The following is a 24,239-nucleotide window of genomic DNA, read 5'->3' as shown; positions in this document are numbered from 1 at the left end:
CATGGTTCTGCGTCTGCTGTCCTAGCCACCCTCGTGGCCGACAGCGAAATCTTGTTCATGATTCGTCGGAGGATGACCGGGTCACTGCCGGGAGGCCGACCCACGGAGGGGGAAACGTTGGACAGTACCGATCCTGACCGCGTCGTTCGGTTGGCCGTCGCCGAGGCGCTGGCCCGGGTGGCGGACGAGGACAGCCTGGGTCTGGGCGAGGGGGACGCGCTGGAGAGGCTCGGGCGTGGGCTCCGCGAGGTGCTGCGCCGCGCACTCGACGACCGGGTGCCACTGACCACGCCGGAGTTCGTCGACCTCTGCCGCGACCTGCGTCTGCACCGTGACGCCTTCGACCTGCTGGGGCACTATCTGATGACCGCGTTGCTGACCCAGCACGTCGGACCGGACGCCCTGATCCGCGTCGGCGTGCTCTTCGGCACCGTCGGGCGTTACCTGCCCGGTGCCCGTCCGGTGGCCCACCGCAACGAAGGGCCCGCGGCACGGCGACGTGACGTGCGCTCGGACAACAGCGTCGTCGGTCGGTACCGCCGCGCCAAGCTGCCCGAGCACCTCCCCAACCCACCGAGCTGGACCTGCACGGGATGTGGCCGCGAGTGGCCCTGCGCCACCAAGCAGAGCCAACTGCTCGCCGAGTTCGGTGGAGCGCGCGCCTCCCTCGCGGTCTATCTCGGCTCCTGCCTCGTCGCCGCCGCTCAGGACCTGCCCACGATGCCGTTGCCCCGGGTCCGGCTCCGCTTTCTGGGCTGGCTGCCGCGCGCCCGGATCTGAGCGGACCGTCGGCAGGGCACCGGTCGTCCGGTGTCCTGACCCGGACACGTCGTACGGGTCCCGACTGGACGCTGTGCGAGCACGGGGTGACCCGCTGCTGCCCCACCCCACGATGCGCGCAGGCCGGGGCAGGGTGTTCATCGTGCGCACCAGCTGCGTACGGCGGCTGTTCACCGCCTTCTCCGAGGCTCCTTGATCGAAAGAGCATTCGCTTGATCGAGGAGAGGCTCTCAGGTGAGAGACAGACATCCCGAAGAGACCGAGCACGCGCAGCTGTCCCGGCGCAAGCTGGTCAAGTACGCGGGCGTCGGCGCGACGCTGGCCGCGGCCAGCCCACTGGTCGGTTCCGGCGCGGCCTGGGCCGACGAGACCCGTCGACCGGGTGACGACGACAAGACCGACCGGGGCAACTCCAAGAACCGGGCGTGGCGTGCGGGCGACCACCACATCCACTCCGAGTACAGCGGCGAGTTCGACACCACGAAGTCCCCGATCGTCTTCCACAAGGGCGCGGACGCGGTCTACCCGATCGTCACCAACGCCATCATGGCGAAGAACTTCGGCCTGACCTGGGCGATGTGCACCGACCACGGTGGACCGACCCACTCGAAGGTGAACATCGAGCAGGCGTACCCCGACCTGCTGCGGTCCCGCAAGCTGGTCCCCGAGGTGCTCCAGTTCTGGGGCATGGAGTTCGACGCGCCCTCGCTGGACCACCACACGCTGATGATCCCGCGTCACGAGGACGAGGCGAAGCAGCTCTTCGAGCTGGAGAGCCGGTTCGCCAAGTACGACGCGTTCCCCACCGACCCGACCCGCGACACCGAGGCCAAGATGGTGGAGTTCCTCAAGGTGGCCCGGGGCATGCCGCACAAGCCGCTGGTGATCGCCCACCACGCGTCCCGTTCCGCGCCCGGTCTCAGCGTCTACGGTCAGGACACCCCGCGCGAGTTCCGCAACGGCAACAATGCCGCGCCGGACGTCTACATCGGCTTCGAGGGCGCGCCCGGTCACCAGGCCGGCCCGCTCAACGGCGGCAAGCGGGGCGGCTACGGCAACCACCCCACCTACGGCGGCTTCGACCAGATGACCGCCCGGGTCGGCGGCCTGTGGGACTCACTGCTCGGCGAGGGCCGGCGCTGGTGGATCACCGCGACCTCGGACTCACACGTGCACTGGACCCGGGGCGGCTCCGACTTCTGGCCGGGCGAGTACAGCAAGACGTACGTGCACGCCCGCCAGGACTACGGCGACATCATGGACGGCCTGCGCAACGGCCGGATCTGGGTCACCACCGGTGACCTGATCCGCAGCCTCGACGTCACCGCCACGTCCCAGGGCCGGACCGCCGAGGTGGGCGAGACGATCACGGTGAGCCGTCGTAGCCGCACCGATGTCGAGATCGAGATCACCTTCCGCCCGCTGGGTGGGGTGAACGCGAACGGTGACCGGCCCGAGGTCCGCCGGGTCGACCTGATCGTCGGCCAGATCACCGGCCCGAGCGCCAGCCTGGACGCCGACACCAACCCCACGACCACTGTGGCGGCCCGGTTCGGCCCGCGGGACTGGCGTCGGCACGGCGACAGCTACGTCATCCGGCACACCTTGCGCAACGTCGAGGCGGACACCTACGCGCGGGTGCGGGGCACCAGCACAGACGAGGCCGAGCCGCTCGCCGACGGGCTGGAGAGCCCGTGGGACGACCTGTGGTTCTACTCGAACCCGGTCTTCGTGCACGTGCGCTGACCGAGTGCGGTAGCGACATCGCGGGCCTGTCCGGCATCGCTCGACTGACGACGTCGGGCGGTGTGGGGCAGGCCCGCCCGCGGTATCCGCAGGTCAGTCGGGCCTGCTGCGGCGGGCACGGGGGGTGGCGGTCCGCCCGCTCCGCGCCGCCGCGGCGCCGGTCCGGCGCGCAGCGGGTGCCGCCGTCGTAGTCTCGGCCTGCACCTGGGTGACCACCTCGCAGAGGTCGCGCAACGGGTCCACCGCCTGCGCCGAGCAGGCGACCTTCTGCAGCAGTGACCGCAGCGTCGCCGACTCGGTCGACGTGAGCGCCCCCAGCAGGTGCGACTCGACCTGCCGCAGTGCCAACCGCCGCTGCTCCCAGGCGGCACGACCGGCGTCGGTGACCTCGATCAGCCGGTTGCGCCGGTCGGCCGGGTCCGCGCGCCGGGCGACGAACCCGGGCCGCTCCAGGTCGTCGATGAGGTACGTGAGGACAGTGCGGTCGATGCCGATCTCCTCGGCGATGGCGCCCTGGTTCCGGGCCGGCCCGTTGCTGGCCGCGGTGAGCAGTTGGTAGCCGCGCGGGCCACCGGGAAAGTCGGTGAGCGCGTGCTCGGCCGCCCGGACGTAGCCGCGGAAGACGATCCCGAGCATCCAGCCCAGGTCGTCGTCGAGCGGATCGGGCCGGTCCGGCCGGTGAGTGGCACCCGTCATGCCCCGACAATAGCGCAGTGAGTCAGACCTTGTTGGCAGAAGATGTTCTGTGTGGCATAAGGTTAAGGTTGCGACGCATCGTCCGAGGCGTCGAGGAAATCGGGAGGCTCGCAGATGAGCGACTACGGCCACGACCTGGTCTTCGGCTCCTTCGTCACGCCCAGCGCTGACAACCCGGACCACACGGTCGGTGTCGCCGTCCTGGCCGAGCAGGTCGGGTTGGACCTGGTCACCTTCCAGGATCACCCGTACCAGCCGGCGTTCCTCGACACCTGGACGCTGCTGAGCTTCGTCGCGGCCCGCACCAACCGGGTGCACCTGGCGGCGAACGTGACCAACCTGCCACTGCGCCCGCCGGCGGTCCTCGCCCGCAGCGTGGCCAGCCTGGACCGGCTCAGCGGTGGCCGGATCAGCCTCGGCCTCGGGGCGGGGGCGTTCTGGGATGCCATCGAGGCGATGGGCGGCCGACGGCTGACCCCCGGCCAGGGCGTACGAGCGCTGGAGGAGGCCATCGAGGTCGTCCGTCAGCTCTGGGACGTCGAGACGCGCGGCGGCGTGCGGGTCGACGGCGAGTTCTACCGGGTGGTGGGCGCCAAGCGCGGTCCCGCTCCGGCCCACGCGGTGCCGATCTGGCTGGGTGCGTACAAGCCCCGGATGCTCCAGCTCACCGGTCGTCGGGCCGACGGTTGGCTGCCCACGCTGGGCTACCTCCAGCCCGGTGATCTGACCAAGGGCAACGCGATCATCGACGACGCCGCGCAGCAGGCCGGCCGGTCCCCGCAGGACGTGCGTCGGCTGCTCAACATCGCCGGAGAGTTCTCGACCGTCGGGCGCGGCCCGCTGAACGGGCCCGCCGAGCAGTGGGCCGAGGAGCTGGCTGAGCTGGCGCTGGAGGAGGGTGTCGGCACCTTCATCCTGGGCAGCGACGACCCCGACGACCTGCGCCGCTTCGCCGGCGAGGTGGCCCCCGCCGTCCGCGAGCTGGTCGCCGCCGAACGTGACCGGGACGCGGCTCCGGAGCCGGAGCCGGAGCCCGTCGCTGCGCCGCCCGCGCGGGCGAGCCGCGCCACCGCGACCGGTGGTGCGTTCGCCGTGGTGCCGACCCCGGACGACGGCGTACGGCGAAGCGAGCAGCAGGTGTGGGACGAGTCGGCCCGGCCGACCGGGCCGACGCCCGACCCGGAGCGCACCTACACCCCGCAGGAGCAGGCCACCGGCGCGCACCTCGTGCAGATCCACGACGGCCTGCGCGCCGAACTGGCCCAGATCCATGACCTGATCGAGCAGGTGGCGGCGGGCGAGATCGACGCCGGCGCGGCCCGCTCCCACATCAACACGATGACCATGCGGCAGAACCGGTGGACGCTCGGCGTCTACTGCGAGTCGTACTGCCGCATCGTCACCACCCACCACACCATCGAGGACCAGTCGCTCTTTCCCCGGTTGCGGGCGCGGGACCCCCGACTCGGCCCGGTGGTCGACCGGCTGGAGCAGGAGCATCACGCCATCCACGACGTGCTGGAGGGTGTCGATCGGGCGCTGGTCGCGTACGTCGGGTCTCCGGACGGCATCGCCGAGCTGCGCGCTGCGGTGGACCTGCTGACCGACGCCCTGCTGTCGCACCTCAGCTACGAGGAGCGGGAGCTGGTGGAGCCGCTGGCGCGGCTGGGTATCGCCTGATCACCGCGCCTCGGCGGCGGCTCGGGGTTGCCCCGATCTAATCTGAGAGACTACTCTCGAAACATGTCTCTCAAGAATCCGTACGGGGATTTCGAGATCACCGAGCCGCAGGCGCTGCGGGCGCTGGCCCACCCGGTACGCCTGGCGATCCTCGAACACCTTCAGCGGCAGGGCCCGGCCACGGCAACCGGGCTCTCACCGCACGTCGGCGCCACGCCGTCGGTGGTCAGCTGGCACCTGCGGCACCTCGCGACGTTCGGCCTGGTCCATGACTGGGATGGCGCCACCAGCAAGCGGGAACGCTGGTGGCAGGCCGTCGCCCGAGGCTTCCGGTTCACCGCCCCCGAGGGCACCGAGGGGCAGTCCGCCGTCCAGCAGCTCCGCGCGGAGATGTTCGCCCGCAACGCCGACGCACCCCAGCAGTGGCTGCTGCACGAGGAGCCCCGACTGCACCCCGAGTGGCGCGCGCTGGCCGGCATGGCCGACACCCGGTTCGTGGCCACCGCCGCCGAGCTGCGGCAACTGGAGGAGTCCATCGAAGAGCTGATCGCCCCGTACGTGCGACGCAAAGAGGAGTCGGCCCCGGCCGACGCGCGGATCGTCCGGATGCTGCGCTACCTGCTGCCCGAGCCGGCGGACGAAGCCCCGGCCGAGCCCAGCGACGACGACGCGGCCACGTCGTGACCGCCGCCATCGACGCCTCCGCCGACACCGGCCCCCCGCCGGCCCTGCACCGAGACCGGCGGTTCCGCACCTTCTGGGTCAGCGAGACGATCTCCCATTTCGGCGATCGGATCAGCGAACTGGCTCTACCGCTGATCGCCGTCACCCTGCTCACCGCCACACCCGTGCAGGTCAGCGTTCTCACCGCGCTGATCTGGCTGCCCAACCTGCTGGGCCTGTTCCTGGGCGCCTGGGTGGACCAGCGCACCCACAAGCGGCGACTGCTGATCATCGCCGATGTGATCCGCGCCGCGGTGCTGCTCAGCCTGCCCGTGGCCTACCTGTTCGACGCGATCACCCTCACCCAGCTCTACCTGGTGGCACTGCTCACCGGCTTCGGAGCGGTGCTCTTCGCCATGGCGCGGCAGGCGTTCTTCGTCGGCCTGGTGCCGCGATCGGCGTACGTGGACGCCAACAGCAAGATGAGCATGAGCCGGTCGCTCTCCTTCATCGCCGGCCCGGCCGTCGGCGGTGGCCTCGTTCAGGCGCTCAGCGCGCCGGTCGCGATCGTCGTCGACGCGGTCTCCTTCCTCGGCTCCGCGCTGCTGCTCAGCCGCATCCCGGTGACCGAGCCCCCGCCCCCGCCGCGTCGAACGTCCACTCTCGGCCTGGTCCGCGAAGGGCTCGTGCTGGTACTGCGGCACCCGGTGCTGCGGGCCGCCCTCGGCTGCACCAGCACTGTCAACTTCTTCACCTTCATCGCCGGCGCGCTGCTGGTGCTCTACGCCAGCCGCGAACTCGACCTGTCGGCCGGCGCGATCGGCATCGCCCTCGGCTTCGGGGCGATCGGCGGATTCATCGGCGCGGCGCTCGCGCCGCGTCTCTCACGCGCCATCGGACTGGGCCGTACCGCCATGATCGGCGCGGTGCTCTTCCCCGCGCCGCTGGCGCTGACCGCCCTGGTGTCCGGACCCACCTGGACGAAGGTGGCCATGCTGGCGGCCATCGAGCTGGTCTCCAGCGTCGGGGTGATGCTGATGGACGTGAACCTCAACGCCCTCCTCATCGCCGTGACACCCGCCGACGCGCTCGGACGCCGGGCCGGCGCCTACAGCGCCGTCAACTACGGCATCCGACCACTCGGCGCGCTGGTCGGCGGCGCGTTGGGCACCACCATCGGGCTGCGGCCCACCCTGGCCATCGCCGGCCTGGGTGGCGTGCTCGCCGTGCTGTGGCTGCTCGCGTCACCGGTGCGCCACATCCAGACCATCGACACGGCCTGAGGGCTGCGGGCGTACGGCCGACCTGGCTCTGCGGCCTTCGCAAGCGAAGCTCAGCCGGCTTCCGCCAACAGAATCCGAGCCAGCTCGGCGGGCTGGGAGAACATCGGCCAGTGGCCGGTGTCCATGGTGACCAGTCGCCAGTGGTCGCTGGTCAGCAGTTTCGCCACCGTGTCGTTGGGCTCGGGCCCGTCGAGCAGGCACTTGACGTACGTCGCCGGCAGCTCACCCAACGGCCGGGTCAGCACGGCCGGCTCGGTCAGCGTGGCCCCGGGATGCGGCGTGGAGCCCTCGATCAGCCGGGCGACCTGCTCGTCGGTGAGACCCTGACCGTCGACGTCGGCCGGGCCGAGCGGAGCCCAGTAACCGTTGTTCTCGGCGATCTGCGCCTCGAAGGCGGCCTGCCCCTGCCACCAGCCGGAGGCGAACGACCCACCGTCGACCGGCACCTCAGAATCCACGAAGACCACCCGGCTCAACCGGTCGCCGATCCGCTCGGCGGCCTGACCCACCGGAATGCCCGAGTAGCTGTGCCCGACCAGCACCACGTCGTGCAGGTCGCCGCGCTCGATCTCGTCGACGATGTCCTGAACGTGGGTCTGCTGCCCGGCGGGCACATTCCGCCGGTCGGCGAGGCCGGAGAGGGTCAGCGGGTGGGTGCCGTGGCCGGCCGCCCGCAGTGGTGCCACCACCTCGTCCCATGCCGAGGATCCCAGCCACGCACCCGCCACCAACACGAAATCAGCCATGGGCGGACCCTAGCGGCACCCTCCGACAGCCCCGATACGTCGCTACCAGGCGCGGGCCGGGACCGGTGATCGCGAACGGTCAGCCGGTGGCGTCGAGGTGGGCAGCGATCTGCCTCGGCAGCGGATAGCTTCGTTCGGCCGGCAGGTGGTCCGTGGCCGCCCGCACGTCATCGGCCCGCACCAGTTCCCGGACGCGGTGGACAGCGGGGGTGATGTCCGTGACGCTGACCGTCCAGTCGTCGACGTACCGGGCGACGGCTTCGCCGGACAGCCCGACCTGCAACGACCGGTAGGGCAACGCGCTCAGGTGCAGTGTCCGTTCCGGATCCCACTGCACCCGGACCGGGCTGGCCTTGAGTTGCCGCGACCACGTCGCCCGGTCACCGTGCAGGCCCTTGTCGTAGTGACTCAGACAGGCTCGCGCCAGCGCCCACTCGAAGCCCTCCCGCGTGATGTCGATGGACAGCACGCGCTCCTGCCCGGGCTTGGTGGCCCAACCGCAGCGGTACATCATCCACAGGAACGACGGCTTGATCCAGGTCATCCGGTCGCGCTTGAAGGGGGCCACGAAGCGACCGGCGGCCACCGCCGGCAGCGCGATCTCCGGTGGGTACGCCTGGTACACGGTGATCGTGTCGGCCGAGAAACGAGCACGGATCTGACGGGCAGGAACAGACACCCTGCGATCTTCGCCCACCGGACCGCACCTCTCCACCGGGTTTCGTAGCCGGGCCGGGGAGACCCGTTGTGGACCGCCGGATTGAGCACTCAGGCGTGGTCTTGGGCGGGCGGCCCGATCTCAACGGGCATCCGATAGATCTGGACCGGGTAGTCGACGGCCGAGACCCCGCCGTTGAGCCCGGCGGTCAGATGCAGTTGGGCCGCCGGCATCCACAGCCGGGCATCGGCGTCGAGCCACATCGCGTCCACCCAGGCCAGCCGGGGGTCGGCGACGAGTGTCCGTACGCTGCGGTCGGGAGCGAGGACCAGGACGCGCCGCCGTTCCAGGTCGCTGAGGTAGATGGTGCCGGTGGCGTCGATGGCAGTGCCGCCGGTGCTGGGTGTGTCACACCAGCGTTCGACCCTCCGGGCCAGCTCGACGGCGGACACCGACGGGTCGTCCAACCAGCGGGTGGCGATCCGGGACATCCCGCCGGAGGCCGGCTGGTAGTAGAGCCAGCGACCGTCCGGCGACACCTCCAACTGGTCCACGTGCAGGCGTACCTCGGCGCCGTCCGGGTCACGCAGCACGCGACCGTCGGCGACCACCGGGCCGCCCGCCGTGCTCGGATGCCCGTCCAGCACCCGCCTCGACCGACCCGAGTCGAGGTCGAGCACGATGAGGCCGGCCGCCCCGGCATCGCTGAGATAGGCCACCCGGCCGTTGAAGCGGACATCGTCGACGTAGCTGCCCGGGTGCACCGCCTCGTCGAGGTCGTAGACCCGCTCTACCTGGTCGTCGTCCGGGTCGACAGCGAACAGCCGAGCGCCGCCCGGCACCTGCGCGCCGCCGATCCGCGGCGAACCCGAGTCGACGATCCACAACCGGCCATTCGGGCCGGCGCGCAACCCGTTGACGTGTACGAACGCCCCGCTCGGCGGCTGGTCGACGCGGTTCCACGCGGCGTCGGGGTAGGGGACACGACGGCCGTCCGGCAGCGCCTCGACCACCTGTACGCCGGGCCGATCCGCCGACGGGTAGCTCAGGAACACCCGCTCGCCCACTGTGGACACGCCCGTGCACACCCGGTCCTCCTGGAACACCGGTGTCAACCGGTGATCCTCCTCGGTGGGCAGCGACGACATGGACCTGCTCCTCACCCGTTCGGCGGCGCCTCGGCTTCAGCCGGTAACCGACGGCGGCGGCCGTCCGGTTAGCCGGCAACGAACGGCCACTGCCGCCCGGCGCGGTATCCCCGGAGCGTGCCGGCCGAAACCGCCGGTCGCAGGACACCGACGCTCAACCGGCGGCAGGGCGCCCCGGCGCTCACCCAATCGGCGGTGCCGGGGGGCCGACCCGGGCGGCGAGCCGCTTCGGGGCCATCACGCAGTAGCTCTCGGTGAGCAACTCACCCACCTCCTCCCAGTCGGTGTTCTCGACCAGGACCATGCCCATCACGTTCGGACTCCAGTCCGGTTTGTAGAAGGGGTGCCCCGTGGCGAGGAGCCCGGCGATCTCGTCGAGTGGCGACCGGAAGGTCAGCAGGCAGGCGGGCTGATCGAGTGCGGCAGCCCGTGCGTGCACCGGCTGGCGATCGGGGTCGACGGTGAGCACGTGGGCGATGGTCCGCTTGCGGATCCGCCAGCGGGTGCCCACCCATGCCGGCTCCTCGTAGGTCTCCGGCAGCCCGAGACAGATCGGCCGCAGCCGGTCGAGAACCTCGGGCGGGACGTCTCCGGGTGCGGTCACGGACAACGACGCTAACCGGTCGGTGTGACAAGTTCCGCTCGTCGAACCCCACCCGCGCCGGTGGTGCGCGCCCCGTCGATCCGCCAGGATGGGCGGGGCGACAGTGGGCCGTCGCCCCGGCCCGACCCGCCCCCGTGCCCGCTGAGGAGTGCCGTGCCGTCCACCCTGCTCTCCCGCCGTGACCTCGACTTCCTGCTGCACGAGTGGCTGCGGGTGTCCGAGCTCGTCGAGCGCCCCCGCTACGCCGAGCACTCCCGGGAGACCTTCGACGACGCCCTGGATCTCGCCGAGCGGGTGGCCACCGAGCAGTTCGCCCCGCACAACCGCGCCGCCGACCTGGCCGAGCCCACCTTCGACGGGCAGCGGGTGCGGCTGATCCCGCAGGTCCGCGCGGCGTTGGACAGCTTCGCCGAGACGGGCCTGCTCACTGCCGGGCTGGACGCCACGGTCGGCGGCCTGCAACTGCCGCACGCCGTAGCGGCTGCGTGCTTCACCTGGTTCCAGGCCGCCAACGTGGCCACCTCGGCGTACCCGTTCCTCACCCTGGGCAACGCCAACCTGCTGCTGGCGCACGGCAGCCCCGAGCAGGTGGACACCTACGTCCGGCCCATGCTGGACGGCCGGTTCTTCGGCACCATGTGCCTGTCCGAGCCGCACGCCGGCAGCTCGCTGGCCGACATCACGACCCGCGCCGAGCCGCAGGCGGACGGCACGTACCGGCTCTTCGGCACCAAGATGTGGATCTCCGGTGGCGACCACGAGTTGGCCGAGAACATCGTCCACCTGGTGCTGGCGCGCATCCCGGGCGCACCGCCCGGCGTCAAGGGCATCTCGCTGTTCATCGTGCCGAAGGTGCTGGTCGGCCCGGACGGGTCGCTCGGTGAGCGAAACGACGTGGCGTTGGCCGGGCTCAACCACAAGATGGGGTTCCGGGGCACCACCAACACCCTGCTCAGCTTCGGCGACGGCGCGCACACCCCGGCTGGCCGCGCCGGAGCGGTCGGGCACCTGGTCGGCGCGCCGCATCAGGGTCTGGCGCAGATGTTCCACATGATGAACGAGGCCCGGATCGGGGTCGGGGCGGGCGCCACCGCGCTGGGCTACACCGGCTATCTCAAGAGCCTGGCGTACGCGAAGGAGAGGCCGCAGGGCCGGCCGGTCGGCGCGAAGGACCCGGCCGCCGCGCAGGTGCCGATCATCGACCACCCTGACGTACGACGGATGCTGCTGGCCCAGAAGAGCTACGTGGAGGGGGCACTGGCGCTGGTGCTCTACTGCGCGCGGCTGCTCGACGAGCAGAAGACCGCACCGGCCGAGGCCGACCGCGAGCGCGCGCACCTGCTACTGGATGTGCTCACCCCGATCACCAAGAGCTGGCCGTCGCAGTGGTGCCTCGCCGCCAACGACCTGGCGATCCAGGTGCTCGGAGGTGCCGGCTACACCCGCGACCACGACGTGGAGCAGCACTACCGGGACAACCGGCTCAACCCGATCCACGAGGGCACCCACGGCATCCAGGCACTGGATCTGCTCGGGCGCAAGATGACCATGCAGGGCGGCGCTGGTCTCGCCCTGCTGACCACGACGATCGGTGACACTGTCGAGCGGGCCCGCAAGGTCGGGGGAGAGGCGTCCGAGCTGGCGGACCGGCTGGCCGCCGCGGTGGACCGGGTCAGCGCTGTCACCCGTCGACTGTGGGCCGACGGTGACCCGGTGCTCGCGCTGGCCAACGCCAGCGCCTACCTGGAGGCCGTCGGGCACGTGGTGATCGCATGGATGTGGTTGGAGCAGGTGCTGGCGCTGCCGGCGGAGGGTGCCGGCGACGCGTTCCACGCTGGCAAGAGGCAGGCCGCCCGCTACTTCTTCGCCGTCGAGTTGCCCCGGACCGGCCCGCAGTTCGACCTGCTGGAGAGCCGGGACCGGACCACGCTCGACATGCGCCCGGACTGGTTCTGACCGGTCCCGCCGCCGTTCACCGTCGGCGGGACTGGTGGCTCACGGCCTGCCGCCCCTTGACGACGCCCCAGACGATCACGATCACCAGCGCGATCACACCGATGATGATCAGCCAGCGGACCGCCTCGAGAATCAACCCGAGCAGGATCAGCACGCCGGCGACCACGCCGACAACCCAGAGCAGCGCACGCATGTCGACCTCCCGTAACCGGCCGCGCCTGGTGCGGCCGGCCCCGGCTCCTCGTTCCCCGTCCGGCCGCCACCATGCACGCGCCGCATACCGAAGTCGATCAGGGGCCGGTACGCGCCACGTAGACGGTGTTCGCCGACTCCCCGCCGGTCAGCGGATTGGCGAACGGCACGACATGCGCGCGTACGCTCGCGAACACCTCGGTGAGAGCTGCGGTGAACTCGGCGTCCGGCGGGTCGTCCGACCAGAGCGCGAAGACGCCCTCGGGGCGTAGCAGGGCGGCCAGGCGACGCAACCCGGCCGGCGGGTAGAACGCCGCGTGGCTCGGGTGCAGGACGTTGCGCGGGGAGTGGTCGACGTCGAGCAGCACCGCGTCGAACCGCCGGCCGGGCACCTCGGCGTCGAAGCCGGTGTCACCGGCCACCGCCGCGAAGAAGTCGGCCTGCACGAAGCGGGTCCGGGGGTCCTCGGCGAGCCCCGCCGCGAACGGCAGCAGCCCTCGTTGGTGCCAGTCGATCACGTCCTCGATCGCCTCCACCACGAACAGTGAGCGCACCCGGGGGTCGCCCAGCGCCGCACAGGCGGTGTAGCCCAGCCCGAGACCGCCCACCACCACGTCGAGCGAGTCACCGGCCACCTCGGCGAGCCCGAGCCGGGCCAGCTCGATCTCCGCGACCGGGAAGAGGCTGGACATCAGATACTCGTCGTCGAGCTTGACCTCGTACACCTCGACCTGGAGTGCCGGGTCCCGGCGTCGGCGCAGACTGATCGCGCCGATCGGGGTCTCCCGCCAGGCCAGCTCTTCGAAACGCGCGCCCACGGGTGCCCTCTCGCCGCCGGATTCGTCCACGGATGGTAGCGGTTGCCCCGCGACGGGCGGCCACGCAGGGTCCACCGGACATCGACGCAGCGCATATCCTGTGCCCGGCCGATCCACCGGAGGGGAAGTAACTGCTGGCGTTCTGACGGTCAGGAGTGTTCAGTGGTCGTCTAGAGGGGCGGTGTGAACTTGAAGGAGTGGGCGGCGGCTACCGGCGTCTCGTACGCGACGGCGGTACGAGTCCGGGACGTTGCCTGTTCCCGCGTACCGGCTCGCCGCGCGGCCGAGGTGGTCATCGAGGATCCGACGTGAAGACGATCCAGGCTTACCGGTTCGCTCTCGACCTCACCCCTGGTCAGGAACGCGCCGTGAGGGCGCATGTGGGGGCCGCGCGAGTGGCGCACAACTGGGCGCTGGCCCGGGTCAAGGCGGTCATGGACCAGCGCGCGGCGGAGCGCTCCTATGGGGTGCCGGATGAGTTGCTGACGCCGTCGCTGCCGTGGTCGCTCGCCGGGCTGCGCAAGGCGTGGAACGCTGCGAAGGCCGATGCGGCGCCGTGGTGGGGTGAGGTGTCGAAAGAGGCGTTCAACACCGGCCTGGATGCTCTCGCCCGTGGCTTGAAGAACTGGGCTGCTTCCCGTCAGGGCGGGCGGGGCGGCAGGCGGGTCGGTTTCCCTCGCTTCAAGTCCCGCCGCCGTGGGACACCGTCGGTGCGGTTCACCACAGGCGCGATTCGGGTCGAGCCCGATCGTAGGCATGTGGTGGTGGGGGTGGATGTCGGAATCAAACATCTTGCGGTGTTGTCCACCGGCGAGCGGGTCGACAACCCGCGGCACCTCGTCGCCGCGCAGGCCCGACTGCGGGCGCTCGGTCGGGTGTTGTCGCGGAAGTCTGGGCCCCACCGGCGCACCGGCTGCCGCCCCTCGAACCGCTGGCAACGCGCGTCGAGGCGACTTGGTCGGGCCCATGCGCGGGTTGCGAACCTGCGCCGCGACGGGCTGCACAAGCTCACCACGAGGCTGACACGCGAACACGGCACCATCGTTGTCGAAGACCTGAACGTCGCGGGCATGCTGCGCAACCGGCGGCTGGCCCGGCACATCGCTGATGCCGGGTTCGCCGAGATCCGCCGTCAGCTGGCATACAAAACGAGGTGGAACGGCGGCCGGTTGCTCGTGGCCGACCGCTGGTATCCGTCCTCGAAAACCTGCTCGGGTTGTGGCGCGGTGAAAGCCAAGCTCGCCCTGCACGAGCGTGAGTACGACTGTGAGGCGTGCGGCCTGGTCATCGACCGTGACCACAACGCCGCACTCCGCCGGCAAGACCGGGACCGCCCCCACCGCAAGGCGGGGCAACCAATCACGCGCTCACTAGAGCGCACCGAAAGGTAACGGACTCATGCCGTCGCGGCAGGACCAGCTGCACTCCTACCAGTTCAGCGTCCAGCGGGCGGTCGCCGCCCTGGTCATGCGGGAGACCGACCCCGCCCAGTCGCCGTTTCGGCGGCTGGCCGGCGCCGGCCTGGCCAGCGTCCTGGTCGCGGCGATCGGGCTCGGTGGTTTCGCCCTCTACGGCCTGTTCGCCGGTGGTGGCAAGGGGTGGCGCGACCCGGGCGCGGTGATCGTGGAGAAGGAATCCGGCGCCCGGTTCGTCTACCGCGAGCAGAAGCTGCACCCGGTGCTCAACTACGCCTCGGCGCTGCTCATCGTCGGCGCCGACCGCTCGAAGACCGTCCTGGTGTCCCGACGCACTATCGACGGGGTGCCGCGCGGGCTGCCGTTGGGCATCGCCGACGCACCCGACTCGCTGCCCGCCCCGGGCCGGCTGGCCGCCACGGCGTGGACGGTCTGCTCGACGGTCCCGGCCGGCACGGGCGTCGAGGCGCCCCGCTCGGCGCTGCTGATCGGCACCGAGCCCGACGGCGGTCGGCCGTTGGGCGACGACGCGCTGCTGCTGCGCCACCCCGACGGCGGGCTGCACCTGGTCTGGCACCAGCGCCGCTACCTCGTCCGTGACCCGAGCCGGGTGCTGGCGGCGCTCGCCACCACCCGGGCCCAGGCGGTTCGGGTGGCGCCGGCGCTGCTCAACTCGCTGCCCGCCGGCACCGACCTCGCCCCACTCGATCTGCCCGCGCTGGGCCGACCCGCCACCCGGGTGCCGGGTGCGGCGATCGGCACTGTCTACCTGGTGAGCAACTCCGGTGGCGGCCGGCAGTACGCGGTGGCGCTCGACGCCGGCCTGGCCGGCATCACCGAGTTGCAGGCGGGGTTGTTGCTGGCCCGCACCGGGCAGGTCGAGCCGGTGCCGATGACGTTGGGTCGGTTCGCCGCGCTGCCCACTGTGCCTGATCTCGCTCCGACCGGCCCGAACGCCCCGCCACCGAGCCCTCCCCGGCTCGCGGCCGGCGACGGTGGGGCGCTCTGCACCCGCATCGGCGACGACGGCGGGGTTGGTGAGGTGCGCTGGGGCGTACCGCTGGGGGACCTGACGGCGGTGCCCCGCACCGCGCCGACCGGCGGCGCGGTGCTGGCCGACCACGTCGTGGTGGAGCCGGGCCGCGGTGCGGTGGTCGAGGCCGCCGCGGCGCCCGGCGCGACCGGCGGCGCGGTCTCCGTGGTCACCGACCTGGGCCGACGGTACGTGCTGGCCGACCGGGAGGTGCTCCCGATGCTGGGCTACCGCGACGTGCGGCCGGTGCGGCTGCCGGCCGGGCTGGTCAGCCTGGTACCCGCCGGCGCCACCCTCGACCCGGCCGCCGCCCGCGCCGTCGCCGCCCCAGACTGAGGATGACCCGCCCCGTCGACGGGGCGGCGGTGATCAAGAGGTTTGCGTCAGAAATTGGCGCGAGCCTGACGGAAATCTCTTGATCACCGGGAGGCACCGGGAGGCACCGGGAGGCACCGGGAGGCACCGGGAGGCACCGGGAGGCGCCGGGAGGCGCCGGGAGGCGCCGGGAGGCGGACGGTGGTCAGTCTGCCGGGCGGCGCAGGACGGTGACCGCGAACGGGGCGTCGTCGCGCCACGGGCGCAGGTCCCAGGTGGCGAAGCGCTGCTCCACGCGCAGCCCGGCGGCGACCGCGTCGGCGTCGAACGCGGTCAGCGGGTAGCCGCGCTCGGTGCCGAAGCCCACTGTCAGCACGCCGTCGGGTCGCAGGTGCGCTGCCACCCGGCGCAGCACCTCCGGTTCGGTGCCGACGGCGACGAAGGCGAGCACGTTGCCGGCCAGCACTGCCGCGTCGAACGGCTCGGCCTCACCCAGCGCCGGTAGATCCAGCTCGGCGAGGTCGGCGACCAGCCACGTCGGGCCGGGATAGTCGGCGCGGGCGGCATCCACCAGCGCGGGATCGGCGTCCACCCCGACCACCGTGTGCCCCCGATCGGCCAGCGCGGCACCGACGCGGCCGGTGCCGCTGCCGGCGTCGAGAATGCGGGAGCCGGGCGCGACGAGGGCGTCCACCAGTCGGGCCTCGCCGGCCAGGTCCGCACCCTCGGCCACGAGCTTGCGGAACCGGTCGATATACCACTGTGAGTGCTCGGGACCGGTGTCGGTAGCCCAGCGGGTCGGGTTGGCCATGAGGCCACCGTATCCGGGCCGGTGGGGCCCGGGCGGGCGACCCGGACGAGACCATCATCCCTTCTCCGCGCCGCTGGTCAGTCCCTCGGTGAGCAGCCGTTCGCTGGCGAAGAAGAGGATCACGATGGGCAGGGTGAGCACTACCGACCCGGCCATCAGCACGGTCTTGGGGACCTCCACCCCGTCGGCGAGCAGGGACAACCCCAGTGACACCGTCCACCGGTCGGGTTTGTCGACCAGGAACAGCAGGGCGAAGAGGAACTCGTTCCAGGCGATCATGAAGTCGTAGAGCGCGACCGCCATGATCGACGGCATCGCCAGGGGCAGGCTGACACGGCGGATGATGCCGAGCCGGCCGGCGCCGTCGATGGCGGCGGACTCCTCCAGACTGACCGGGATGGTCTCGAAGTAGTTCTTCAGCATGTAGACCGACACCGGCAACGTCTGCGAGATGTAGACCAGCACCAGACCGAACAGCGAGCCGCGCAGCCCGGCCCGGGTGAAGACCACGAACAACGGGATCGCGATGACGATCGACGGGAACAGGTAGACCGCCAGGAACAGGAAGTCCACCTGCCTCCGGCCGAAGAACCGCAGCCGGGCCACCGCGTAGGCGCCAGGGATCGCGACCAGGAGAGTGAGCACTGTCGCCGCGACGGCGACCAGCCCGCTGTTGCGGATGAAGGTGAGGAAACCCTGGCCGCCGTCGTCGGTGGCCTTGAGCACCTCGGCGTACGTGGCAACGGTCAGCTCACCGAAGCCGACCACCAGCGCCCCGGGGTCCAGCAGCAGCCGCTCGATGGGGCGCACCGAGAGCACCAGCATGTAGTAGAAGGGGAAGACCGTGATCACCAGGAACACGGCGATCACCAGGCGGCGCAGCCAACGCAGGCTCACCGTCTCGACCACGTCCCGGTCCATCAACCCACCCTCCGTCCGAAGAAGCGCAGATAGATCAGCACGAACACGATGAGCACCACGGCCAGCACGACCGCCTGGGCGGCCGCGGCCCCGATGTCGGTACGGGCGGTGAGGAACTCGTACACCCGCACGCTGACCACCTCGGTGCCGGCCGCACCGCCGGTGAGCAGGTAGACGTCGTCGAACTTGTTGAACGTCATGATGAAGCGCAGCACGCCCAGCAGGGCGATCACCGGCAGCAGTTGCGGCAGCAGGATGTGCCGGAACCGTTGGGTGGGGGTGGCGCCGTCGACCCGGGCGGCCTCCTCCAACTCGCCGGGCACCGCCTGGAGCCGGGCCAGCAGGAACAGGAACGCGAACGGGAAGTACCGCCACGCCTCGAAGACGATCACCGTGGCCAGCGCAGTCGACTCCTGGGTGAGGAACGGCACCGGCGCGTCCCAGCCGAGCAGGCGTTGACCCCACGCGTTGACGATGCCGAGCTGTGGGTCGAGCATCACCTGCCAGACGAACGTCACGGCGACCACCGGTGCCACGTACGGCAGCAGCATGGACGCCCGGACCAGGGTGCGACCCCGGAACGGCCGGCGGACGACCAGTGCGGCCACCAGGCCGAGCAGTATCGACCCGACGGTGCCGCCGATGCTGTAGATCAGCGTGACCCACAGCGTCTCGGCGAAGCCGGGTGTGTTCAGCACCCGGTCGATGTTGTCCATGGTGAACTCGCCGAACAGACCGGTCTTGCGCAGCGTGGCCAGCCGGACCCGCTGGAAGGCGAGCACCACCGTCCACACGATCGGGATGCCGATGACCGCGATGGTGACGAGCAGGGTCGGTGCGACCAGCGCGAGCCCGGCCCGGGATTCGCGGCGGCGCAGGGTCAGTGGTCGGCGCCGGGGTGGTGCCGGCCGCTCCCGGGTGGGGGAGCGGCCGGGGCCGGGCGCGGTGGTGGTCAATTGACGCCCGCCTTGATGGCGTCCACGTCCTTCGTGGCGCGGTTGGCGGTGGCCGCCGCGTCGGACTTGCCGGAGACGAGGTCGCCCAGCACCTTGGGCACCGGCAACTCGCCGAGCATGGCGCCGACGAGTTTGCCCTGCCCCTGGCTGAGGCCCCAGCGCCCGAAGGTGTCCGGGCTGCGGCGCAGCGTGGCCAGCACCTCGTCGCCGTACACATCGGTGAGGGGCTTCTTCGCGTCCACGCCCGCCTGGCTGGTGTTCCAGGCGGTCAGGTACGCCTCCGGCTCGGCGGGGGTGCCCTTGCGCACCGGGAAGCGGCCCTCCGGGGACATGCCGAACCAGCGCGGGTAGCCGTCACCGAGCATGTACTCCACGAAGGACTTCGCCGGGTCGGTCACCGCGCCGTCGAGAACCGCCCACGAGCTGATCTCGCCGTACTGGGCCGGCTCGGTGCCGTTGGGGCCCTTGATCGCGGTGACGAACCCGCTGTTCTTCGCGAGGAACGCCGGGTCCGCCTGGCATTGGGGGCAGGTCGGCTTGGCGTCGTTGCGCAGTCCGGCCAGCTCGTCGAGGATGAACGGCGACCAGATGACCATGGCCGCCTTGCCCGCGAAGTAGGTGGCCCGGGTGGTGTCCACGTCCTGGGCGCCCTTGACCGAGCTGGTGCGGATCAGGTCACCGTAGAAGCGGAACGCCTCGACGCACTGGGGCGAATCCAGTGTCACCTTCCCCGAGTCGTCGGTGAGCTGACAGCCGTTGGCCAGCGCCAGGTGCTCGAAGGTCTGTTGGGTGAACACGTCGCTGGGGGCGGTCGCCGCGGTGATGCCGGCGACCCCGCCGGTGTTCAGTCGGGCCGCGGCGGCGGTGATCCGCTCATACGTGTCGGGGGCGGGCAGGCCGGCCGCGGCGAACAGGTCCTTGCGGTAGACGAGCAGCTGCCCCCAGCCGTCGCTGGGCACGGAGAGCTGTTTGCCGTCGTCGGAGGTGAGCTCCAGCGCTCGGGGAGAGAACGTCTGCTTGCCCAGCTTGTCGACGACCTCCGCGTTCGCCGAGGCGTGCAGCAGCTCGTTGCCGGCGAGCGTACGGATGCCGGCGAGGGAGACCGAACCGACCACGTCGGGCAGGTCGCCGGCGGCGGCGTTGGCGGCGATCAATGAGGGGAACTGGTCCTCGTTGACGGTCACGAGATCGACCTGGATCCCGGTCTTGGCGGTGAAGTCGGCGATGATCGCCTTGGTGGCGGTGACCCGGTCGGCGACGTCCTCCAGGCTCCACACGGTGATCTTCTTGCTGTTGCTGTCGGGTTCGTCGTCGCCGCAGGCCAGCAGGGTGGACGTGGTCAGTGCCAGGATCAGGGTGGTGGCGAGTATCCGCCTCGGAGGTGCTGACATCGGTGGCACTCCTCTCGAAGGGTACATGAAGGATCCAACACCTTCGATTGATCAATAGCAAGACATATCGCGATTTTTTGCTATCCTGGAGCCCAGTGCTACCGGGATGTGACACATGGGCAACTGGGTGGTCTCTCTCGCCGGGCCTCGACGCATCAGCCTCGAGCCCTGCCCGCCGGATCCGCTCGGCCCCGGCCAGGTCCGAGTCCGCACCTGTTACTCGGGCATCTCCGCCGGCACCGAGCTGACCCTCTACCGGGGCAGCAATCCCCGGCTCAGCAAGGACTGGGACGACGCCGCCCGGATGTTCGTCCCCCGACAGACGCCGGTGCCCTACCCGTTGATCGGCTTCGGCTACGAAGAGGTCGGGGAAATCATCGAGGTCGCCTCGGAGGTCACCGACCGACATCCGGGGCAGCTCGTCTGGGGCATCTGGGGGCACCGGGCCGAGGCCGTGCTCGCCGCCGACGCGGTCCGGGCGCTCCCCACCGGGCTGGATCCGCTCGCCGCGGTCTTCGCCCGCCCCGGCGCCATCGCGCTGACCGCCGTGCTCGCCGGCGACCTGCACCTCGGCGACTGGGTCGGCGTCTTCGGCCAGGGGGTCATCGGGCTGCTCGCCACCCGGCTCGCGGTGCTCTCCGGGGCCCGGGTGGTGGCCGTCGACCCGGTCCCCGACCGGCTGGAGCACGCCGCCCGATACGGCGCACACTCCACTGTGAACGCCACTGTCACCTCCGCCGCCGCCGTGTTGCGCCAGGCCACCGACGGCCGGGGGGCCGACGTCTGCCTGGAGTTGTCCGGCGCGTACCCGGCGCTGCACGAGGCGATCCGCTCCACCGCCCACGCCGGCCGGGTCGTGGCCGCCGGTTTCTACCAGGGCCAGGCCGACGCGCTCGGCCTCGGCGAGGAGTTCCACCACAACCGCATCCAGTTGGTGGCCGCCCAGGTCTCCGGGCCCACCCCCGCGCCGAGCATGGCCGGCCGGTGGACCGGAGACCGGGTCGCGCAGACCTTCATGGACCTGGTGGCCGACCGCAGCGTCGACCCGCTGCCGCTGGTCAGCCACATCGTCGACGCCAGCGCGGTCGCCGACGCCCTCGCGCTGCTCGACCGCGGCGCCGGTGACGTCCTCCAAGTCGTGCTGAGGTTCTCATGACCACCATCGCGCTGGCCTGTCAGGAACAACTCCTGCCGGGCACCAACCTGATCCAGAAGTACGCGCTCGCGGCCGCCCTCGGCTACCAGGGCATCGAACTACGCGGCCGCGGCGACCTGGCGTTCGCCCGCCGGCTGCCCGAGCTGCGCCGGGCCCGCGCCGCCGGGGTGGTGATGCCCACCGTCTGCGTCGAGATGGACCACTTCATCGGCGACTTCGACCCGGCCCGGTCCGCCGACGCCGTCCGCAACCTGCGCTCCCAGCTCTCGGTGATCGCCGAGCTGGGTGGCGTCGGGGTGATGACCCCGGCCGCCTGGGGGATGTTCTCCCGACGACTGCCGCCGTTCGAGCCGCCCCGGGCCCCCGACGGCGACCGGCAGGTGCTCCTCGACGCCCTCGGCGAGCTGGGCGAACACGCCCGGGCCGAGGGGGTCACCCTCTTCCTGGAACCCCTCAACCGGTACGAGGACCACATGGTCAACCGTCTCGACGAGGCGGTGGCGCTCTGCGCCGCGCTCGGACTTCCGTCGGTCCGGGTGGTCGCCGACACCTTCCACATGAACATCGAGGAGGACGACGTGCACCGCGCGCTGCGCGCCGCCGCGCCGTACCTCGGGCACGTCCAGGTCAGCGACTCCAACCGGTACCAGCCCGGCGCCGGGCACCTGGACTGGCCGGCGCTGGTGCGTACCCTGCTGGAGCTGGACTACCGGGGCTGGCTGGCCCTGGAGTGCCGGCTGCGCGGCGACCCGGTCCGGGCCCTGCAACAGGCCGCCACGGTGCTGCGGCACGCACTGCCCCGGCGGGCCGCCGCGTGACCGCCGACGCGAGGCTGACCAGCGTCGGCGCTTCCGCCGACGCCGAGCCGATCGACGTCGGCGCTTCCGCCGACGCCGAGCCGATTAACGTCGGCGAGCCCGCCGACGCCGGAGCGACGCGCGCCGACGCCGCCGGCACGGGTGGCCCGGCCGACGCGGCCGGGCTGCGCCGGCTCGCTGTCGACACGCTCGACGCCAACTGGGAGCACGACCACACAGTGCCCTCGCGCACGCTGTACCCGCATCAGTGGAGCTGGGACTCCGCGTTCATCGCGATCGGGTTGGCCCAGGTCCGCCCCGACCGCGCCTGGCGCGAGCTGGCCAGCCTGTTCCGGGCGCAGTGGGCCGACGGCCGCGTGCCGCACATCGTGTTCAACCCGGCACTGCGGGTCGGCGCGTACTTCCCGGGGCCGGAGATGTGGCGATCGGCCGACGTGCCGGGAGCACCGACGGTGGCCACCTCCGGCCTGGTCCAGCCGCCGGTGCACGCGCTCGCCGCGCTGCTGGCGTACCGGCGGGCGCCCGATCCCACCGGCCTGGCCGCGCTGCGCCGGCTCTATCCCGCGCTGGTCGCCCAACAGCGCTACCTGGCCGACCGGCGGGACGTGGCCGGTGACGGGCTGGTCTGCATCGTGCACCCGTGGGAGTCCGGATTGGACAACAGCCCGGCCTGGGACGAGCCGATGGCCGCGGTGCCGGCCGAGGCGGCAGTCATGCGAGCGTACCGTCGGCACGACACCAGGCACGCCGACGCCGCGCACCGCCCCACGGACCTGGACTACGCGCGTTACCTGGCGATCGTCGCCGCCTACCGCGAGCACTGCTACTCCGACCGCGACCTGGCCGCCGGGCACCCGTTCCTGGTGGAGTGCCCGCTGTTCAACGCGGCGTTCGGGGCCGCCGAACACGCCCTCGCCGAGATCGCCGCGCTCGTCGGCGACGATCCCGGGCCGCACCGGGCCCGCGCGGCCCGGGTCACCGAAGCCCTGCTGCGCCGGTTGTACGACCCGGACACCGGCACGTTCCAGCCCCGTGACCTGCGCACCGACCGCCTGGTGAGCGCCCGTACCGTGCTCGGGCTGACCCCCCTGATCCTGCCCGACCTGCCGACCCGGCAGGCCGACGCGCTGGTCGTCGAGGCCCGGTCGGCGCGCTTCGGGGTGGCCCGTCGGATGGACCGGCCGCTGCCCACCTACGACCGCACCGCGCCCGACTTCGAGCCGCTGCGTTACTGGCGTGGGCCGAGCTGGCTCAACATCGGCTGGCTCGTCCGGCGTGGGCTGATCGAGCACGGGCACCCGGAACTGGCCGCCGGGCTGGGTCGCTCGATGATCGGTCTGGTCGCCGGCGCAGGCTGCCACGAGTACTTCCACCCGGACACCGGCGCCGGGCTGGGCTCACCGGCGTTCAGCTGGACCGCCGCGCTGCTGCTCGACCTGCTCGCCGACTGAGCGCGCTGCCGGGTGGTAGCGTCCCCGATCCCGGCGGCGGCAAAAGGAGCATCGTGCGCGAGATCGACAAGGTGGCCTGGATCCTCGTCGAGGACGGTCGGGTGCTGAGCACCCGGTCGGTGGGCAAGGACGTCTGGTACCTGCCGGGCGGAAAGCGCGAGTCGGGCGAAACCGACCTGCAGACCCTGCGTCGGGAGATCGACGAGGAGTTGAGCGTCGAGGTCGACGTGCCCGGCGCCGTGCACCTGGGCACCTTCACCGCGCAGGCGCACGGCCACTCGACCGGCATCACCGTGCGGATGACCTGCTACCGGGCCGACTATCGGGGAGAGCTGCGGCCGGCCAGCGAGATCGCCGAGATGGCCTGGCTCGGGTACGCGGACCGACACCGCACCTCGCCGGTCGACCAGATCATCTTCGACCACCTGCGGGCCGAGGGTCTGCTCACCTAGCAGCAGTTTGTCGCGGCCGGCCAGGGGTAACCGGCCGAGCGTGACCGACGGCGACGGGTTCCCGTACTTCATCGACGCGGTGTCCCAACGGTCCGGCCTGCCGGCCGAGGAGGCCGCCGTGCTCGCCCGCGCCGTGCTCCAGACGTTGGCCGAGCGGGTGACCGGCGACGCGCCCGGCGACCTCGTCGGGCACCTTCCGAACGAGGTCGACGGCTACCTGAGTGGCCCGGCCCCGGATCCGGCCGGGGCCCCCGCTGCTGCCTCGGATACGGCCGCGACGGCCCTTCCGGCCGGGGCCCTCGGCCCGGATGCTGGCGCCGATGGGTTGACCAGCGGGGTGGGCCTGGAGGTCGGCGGTGCCGGCGCGACCCCGATGGAGGCCGGCCCGACGGAGTTCCTTCGTCGGGTGGAACAGCGTGCCGGGGTGGACCCGGCCACCGCCCGGGCCGGAACGGGCGCCGTCTTCGCCACGTTGCGAACGGCGATGACGGTGCGGGAGTTCCGGGAGATGGTGGCGCGACTGCCGCGCGACGGCGGGTTCTGACCCGGC

25 protein-coding genes are annotated in these 24,239 nt (G+C 71.6%); 14 read left to right on the top strand and 11 right to left on the bottom strand.

Annotation, left to right across the window (positions count from 1 at the left end):
* Positions 1 to 117 precede the first annotated feature (117 nt).
* Together OG992_RS07660 and OG992_RS07655 are read left to right on the top strand one after the other, a co-directional pair.
* Positions 118 to 780, top strand: coding sequence for a hypothetical protein (locus OG992_RS07660; protein ID WP_238684917.1), 663 nt, complete (start codon positions 118 to 120; stop codon positions 778 to 780).
* A gap of 234 nt (positions 781 to 1,014) precedes the next feature.
* Complete coding sequence (locus OG992_RS07655; RefSeq protein WP_266302808.1) at positions 1,015 to 2,526, top strand: phosphoesterase; 1,512 nt, start codon at positions 1,015 to 1,017, stop codon at positions 2,524 to 2,526.
* A 93-nt stretch (positions 2,527 to 2,619) separates the two neighbouring features.
* Here the strand turns inward: OG992_RS07655 and OG992_RS07650 are convergent, their stop codons facing one another.
* Positions 2,620 to 3,222 (bottom strand): MarR family winged helix-turn-helix transcriptional regulator, encoded by a 603-nt coding sequence (locus tag OG992_RS07650; RefSeq protein WP_238684915.1) that lies wholly within the window; start codon positions 3,220 to 3,222, stop codon positions 2,620 to 2,622.
* 114 nt (positions 3,223 to 3,336) lie between these two features.
* Between OG992_RS07650 and OG992_RS07645 the strand changes: the two genes are divergently transcribed.
* The 3 genes from OG992_RS07645 to OG992_RS07635 all read left to right on the top strand — a co-directional run bounded on the left by OG992_RS07645 (position 3,337) and on the right by OG992_RS07635 (position 6,848).
* Positions 3,337 to 4,902 (top strand): LLM class flavin-dependent oxidoreductase, encoded by a 1,566-nt coding sequence (locus tag OG992_RS07645; protein WP_266302807.1) that lies wholly within the window; start codon positions 3,337 to 3,339, stop codon positions 4,900 to 4,902.
* A 63-nt stretch (positions 4,903 to 4,965) separates the two neighbouring features.
* Positions 4,966 to 5,586, top strand: a complete 621-nt coding sequence (locus OG992_RS07640; protein WP_266302806.1) for a helix-turn-helix transcriptional regulator — start codon at positions 4,966 to 4,968, stop codon at positions 5,584 to 5,586.
* Complete coding sequence (locus tag OG992_RS07635) at positions 5,583 to 6,848, top strand: MFS transporter (RefSeq protein ID WP_266302805.1); 1,266 nt, start codon at positions 5,583 to 5,585, stop codon at positions 6,846 to 6,848. The genes OG992_RS07640 and OG992_RS07635 overlap by 4 nt, the downstream gene beginning before the upstream one ends.
* 50 nt (positions 6,849 to 6,898) lie before the next feature.
* Here OG992_RS07635 and OG992_RS07630 read toward each other — a convergent pair whose 3' ends face one another.
* From OG992_RS07630 to OG992_RS07615, 4 genes are all read right to left on the bottom strand, one after another.
* Positions 6,899 to 7,594 (bottom strand): alpha/beta fold hydrolase, encoded by a 696-nt coding sequence (locus OG992_RS07630; protein ID WP_266302804.1) that lies wholly within the window; start codon positions 7,592 to 7,594, stop codon positions 6,899 to 6,901.
* A gap of 79 nt (positions 7,595 to 7,673) precedes the next feature.
* Positions 7,674 to 8,273, bottom strand: coding sequence for a DUF4291 domain-containing protein (locus tag OG992_RS07625; RefSeq protein ID WP_238684910.1), 600 nt, complete (start codon positions 8,271 to 8,273; stop codon positions 7,674 to 7,676).
* 89 nt (positions 8,274 to 8,362) lie between these two features.
* Positions 8,363 to 9,400: an SMP-30/gluconolactonase/LRE family protein gene (locus OG992_RS07620; RefSeq protein ID WP_266302803.1), complete on the bottom strand. Its 1,038-nt coding sequence runs from the start codon at positions 9,398 to 9,400 to the stop codon at positions 8,363 to 8,365.
* Between the two features lie 181 nt (positions 9,401 to 9,581).
* Positions 9,582 to 10,004, bottom strand: a complete 423-nt coding sequence (locus tag OG992_RS07615; protein WP_266302802.1) for an MmcQ/YjbR family DNA-binding protein — start codon at positions 10,002 to 10,004, stop codon at positions 9,582 to 9,584.
* Between the two features lie 153 nt (positions 10,005 to 10,157).
* Here OG992_RS07615 and OG992_RS07610 point away from each other — a divergent pair, with 153 nt between their 5' ends.
* Positions 10,158 to 11,960 carry an acyl-CoA dehydrogenase gene (locus tag OG992_RS07610; RefSeq protein WP_266302801.1) on the top strand — a complete coding sequence of 601 codons (1,803 nt, stop codon included), beginning with the start codon at positions 10,158 to 10,160 and terminating at the stop codon, positions 11,958 to 11,960.
* A gap of 16 nt (positions 11,961 to 11,976) precedes the next feature.
* On the opposite strand, the gene OG992_RS07605 is transcribed toward OG992_RS07610, so the two are convergent.
* Positions 11,977 to 12,153 carry a hypothetical protein gene (locus OG992_RS07605; protein ID WP_238677404.1) on the bottom strand — a complete coding sequence of 59 codons (177 nt, stop codon included), beginning with the start codon at positions 12,151 to 12,153 and terminating at the stop codon, positions 11,977 to 11,979.
* 97 nt (positions 12,154 to 12,250) lie between these two features.
* Positions 12,251 to 12,970 (bottom strand): spermidine synthase, encoded by a 720-nt coding sequence (locus tag OG992_RS07600; RefSeq protein ID WP_266302800.1) that lies wholly within the window; start codon positions 12,968 to 12,970, stop codon positions 12,251 to 12,253.
* A 183-nt stretch (positions 12,971 to 13,153) separates the two neighbouring features.
* Between OG992_RS07600 and OG992_RS07595 the strand changes: the two genes are divergently transcribed.
* The 3 genes from OG992_RS07595 to eccB are packed head-to-tail and all read left to right on the top strand — an operon-like array spanning position 13,154 to position 15,754.
* Positions 13,154 to 13,282, top strand: coding sequence for a hypothetical protein (locus tag OG992_RS07595; RefSeq protein WP_266302799.1), 129 nt, complete (start codon positions 13,154 to 13,156; stop codon positions 13,280 to 13,282).
* Positions 13,279 to 14,361, top strand: coding sequence for an RNA-guided endonuclease TnpB family protein (locus tag OG992_RS07590; protein ID WP_266302798.1), 1,083 nt, complete (start codon positions 13,279 to 13,281; stop codon positions 14,359 to 14,361). The genes OG992_RS07595 and OG992_RS07590 overlap by 4 nt, the downstream gene beginning before the upstream one ends.
* A gap of 7 nt (positions 14,362 to 14,368) precedes the next feature.
* On the top strand, positions 14,369 to 15,754 hold the full coding sequence (gene eccB, locus OG992_RS07585) for a type VII secretion protein EccB (RefSeq protein ID WP_238684904.1): 1,386 nt from the start codon (positions 14,369 to 14,371) through the stop codon (positions 15,752 to 15,754).
* A 184-nt stretch (positions 15,755 to 15,938) separates the two neighbouring features.
* Here eccB and OG992_RS07580 read toward each other — a convergent pair whose 3' ends face one another.
* Genes OG992_RS07580 through OG992_RS07565 form a run of 4 tightly spaced genes read right to left on the bottom strand, consistent with a single transcriptional unit; the run spans position 15,939 to position 19,812 of the window.
* Positions 15,939 to 16,544 (bottom strand): bifunctional 2-polyprenyl-6-hydroxyphenol methylase/3-demethylubiquinol 3-O-methyltransferase UbiG, encoded by a 606-nt coding sequence (locus tag OG992_RS07580; protein WP_266302797.1) that lies wholly within the window; start codon positions 16,542 to 16,544, stop codon positions 15,939 to 15,941.
* A gap of 54 nt (positions 16,545 to 16,598) precedes the next feature.
* Positions 16,599 to 17,465, bottom strand: coding sequence for a carbohydrate ABC transporter permease (locus OG992_RS07575; protein ID WP_238684902.1), 867 nt, complete (start codon positions 17,463 to 17,465; stop codon positions 16,599 to 16,601).
* A complete protein-coding gene (locus tag OG992_RS07570; RefSeq protein WP_266302796.1) occupies positions 17,465 to 18,421 on the bottom strand; it encodes a carbohydrate ABC transporter permease in 957 nt (318 codons plus the stop codon). Before OG992_RS07570 ends, OG992_RS07575 begins: the two co-directional genes overlap by 1 nt.
* Positions 18,418 to 19,812 carry an ABC transporter substrate-binding protein gene (locus tag OG992_RS07565; RefSeq protein ID WP_266302795.1) on the bottom strand — a complete coding sequence of 465 codons (1,395 nt, stop codon included), beginning with the start codon at positions 19,810 to 19,812 and terminating at the stop codon, positions 18,418 to 18,420. Before OG992_RS07565 ends, OG992_RS07570 begins: the two co-directional genes overlap by 4 nt.
* Positions 19,813 to 19,927: 115 nt before the next feature.
* On the opposite strand from OG992_RS07565, the gene OG992_RS07560 reads away from it, so the two are divergent.
* The 5 genes from OG992_RS07560 to OG992_RS07540 all read left to right on the top strand — a co-directional run bounded on the left by OG992_RS07560 (position 19,928) and on the right by OG992_RS07540 (position 24,233).
* Positions 19,928 to 20,968 (top strand): zinc-binding alcohol dehydrogenase, encoded by a 1,041-nt coding sequence (locus tag OG992_RS07560; protein ID WP_266302794.1) that lies wholly within the window; start codon positions 19,928 to 19,930, stop codon positions 20,966 to 20,968.
* The gene (locus OG992_RS07555; RefSeq protein WP_112589707.1) at positions 20,965 to 21,786 is read left to right on the top strand and encodes a sugar phosphate isomerase/epimerase family protein; all 822 of its coding nucleotides are present in this window, start codon (positions 20,965 to 20,967) and stop codon (positions 21,784 to 21,786) included. The genes OG992_RS07560 and OG992_RS07555 overlap by 4 nt, the downstream gene beginning before the upstream one ends.
* 164 nt (positions 21,787 to 21,950) lie before the next feature.
* Positions 21,951 to 23,237 carry a hypothetical protein gene (locus OG992_RS07550; RefSeq protein ID WP_266305172.1) on the top strand — a complete coding sequence of 429 codons (1,287 nt, stop codon included), beginning with the start codon at positions 21,951 to 21,953 and terminating at the stop codon, positions 23,235 to 23,237.
* Between the two features lie 53 nt (positions 23,238 to 23,290).
* On the top strand, positions 23,291 to 23,689 hold the full coding sequence (locus tag OG992_RS07545) for an NUDIX domain-containing protein (RefSeq protein ID WP_266302793.1): 399 nt from the start codon (positions 23,291 to 23,293) through the stop codon (positions 23,687 to 23,689).
* A gap of 40 nt (positions 23,690 to 23,729) precedes the next feature.
* A complete protein-coding gene (locus tag OG992_RS07540) occupies positions 23,730 to 24,233 on the top strand; it encodes a DUF2267 domain-containing protein (protein WP_266302792.1) in 504 nt (167 codons plus the stop codon).
* The last annotated feature ends 6 nt before the right edge of the window (positions 24,234 to 24,239 follow it).

Origin of the sequence: Micromonospora sp. NBC_00362, from assembly GCF_026342155.1 — a bacterium.
Taxonomy (GTDB): domain Bacteria; phylum Actinomycetota; class Actinomycetes; order Mycobacteriales; family Micromonosporaceae; genus Micromonospora; species Micromonospora hortensis.
Note: the sequence above shows the minus strand (reverse complement) of the source record. Positions and strands in the feature narration are given on the sequence as shown.